This is a genomic window from Anaerophaga thermohalophila str. Valhall (genome assembly GCF_000250735.1).
GTDB classification, from domain to species: domain Bacteria; phylum Bacteroidota; class Bacteroidia; order Bacteroidales; family Marinilabiliaceae; genus Anaerophaga; species Anaerophaga thermohalophila_A.
Genome location: NZ_AHZV01000103.1, coordinates 1 through 1,548, shown reverse-complemented (window position 1 = coordinate 1,548; position 1,548 = coordinate 1). Strand labels below are relative to the sequence as shown.

General features: G+C 33.4%; 2 protein-coding genes. Both read right to left on the bottom strand.

Going from position 1 to position 1,548, the window contains the following annotated elements; translation table 11 throughout:
- Window positions 1–120: 120 nt before the first annotated feature.
- Entirely contained in the window at window positions 121–1,065 is a 945-nt protein-coding gene (locus tag OQ5_RS0105270; RefSeq protein ID WP_016776482.1) for a HEPN domain-containing protein, read from the bottom strand.
- Window positions 1,020–1,548, bottom strand: a 529-nt coding sequence (locus OQ5_RS23420; RefSeq protein WP_044107600.1) for a hypothetical protein, incomplete at its 5' end; no start/stop codon positions are given. The genes OQ5_RS23420 and OQ5_RS0105270, both read right to left, overlap by 46 nt.

Here is a 1,548-nt window from a genome sequence, read left to right as displayed (position 1 = left end):
TTAAGAAAAAAAACGGTAATATTGTCAGCCCATCTCGCTCTTTGAACCATTACTGAGCAGGGGGTCAATATCACCGGAATGGGATGTCAACATCACCGGAATATCCATCACAGAAGGAATTTACTCCATATCAATTAAACCGACCTCTTGTAATAATTCTTCGTTTATGGTTTGTGTCTTACGACCTTTTTCAGCCAACTCGTCAATTGCTGTGTACCAATTGTGGAGGGTGACATCAGCAAATTCTATTGCATTTTTGTGCATCTTTAGAATTATGTTGTAGATGACTAAGCATATTTCATTTAAAGTAAGTGCATCTTCCCGGGATACTTCTTCACCTGCATGGACGTAGCCACTTCTTAATTTGTATAATTCACTTACTTTAAAATACTCTATAGTATGATTGGTTTTATTTTTATACCACAATAGAGCTGCAATTCTATTCTTAAGGAGGTTGGAGCGGGCATTTTCATCGTCATCATTCAAAATTGTATCCAATGCTACCCAGAAGGAAAGAAAAGCATCATTAATTTTTTCTTGATACAAATATTTGTTCCCTATTGCCATGAATTTAATCAGCTGACTCAGGATAAAGCTGAATTCTGTTAATTCATTTATGGTTGAGTTATAAATCTCTACTTCTTTTGATATTTCATGGTTTGGTTTAAGAGAGTCATAATTTAATGAATTAGTTACTGGTTTAATTGCACTGACCCAGCCATTTTGAGGTTGTTTGTCAATATGAGTGAAGATAGCAAGCTGTAGTCCTTCCCCCAAAGCATATTCTCTAAAAACCATCGGATCATAATAAGGGGCTCCCATTGCTACAGATATAGTTTGCTCTGCTTCAAAATCCTGCCAGAAATGGTCAAAAAGCGATAAAGCAACATTCTCAAAAAAGGAATTAAGGAGTGAATGAATTAAAGGATTGTTGGTTGTTACATTTATTTTTGTTAGAACTTTTATTATGTTAAAAATGATGATTGGTCTTTCAGGTTGGCTAAAAGACATTAATTCGTTTAAATGCTTTTCTTTGGCCAGATAGCGATTAAAATAATCGGACAAGGTATGGTTTTCAATTTTCTTTTTAAATCATCTCCATCCAATTTCTTAACTTCGATCGTCTTTAATTTTAAAGGAGAAAAAGTCTTATCCAACCGAATTTTCATGGGATATTCCAGCTGGACATTGCAGGTTGTAAAATAGTTATTCAACAGATGATGCCATAACCTTTCTGAACTGAGTCTAAGTTCTTTTTCCCTTAAAAAATTAAAAAAGATAATTATGCAGATACCTATTTCTTCGGAATATATATGATTCATTTTTTCAATTTCTTGCTTTAAATCAGCCTGGAAGTTTGGGTAATCATATCCAGTGCTAACATCTGGGAATAATACAACAAGAGGAGGTCGTTTAATTTTAAATAATTGTTTACTGTCAGTGCTTTCTGTTACCATGAATGGTGACTTGGCAATAAAACCGTTTTTTTCGTTTTTTGAAATTCTTGTATTTTTAAGGTATTGAAAGAAACTCATGATATAAAAAGTT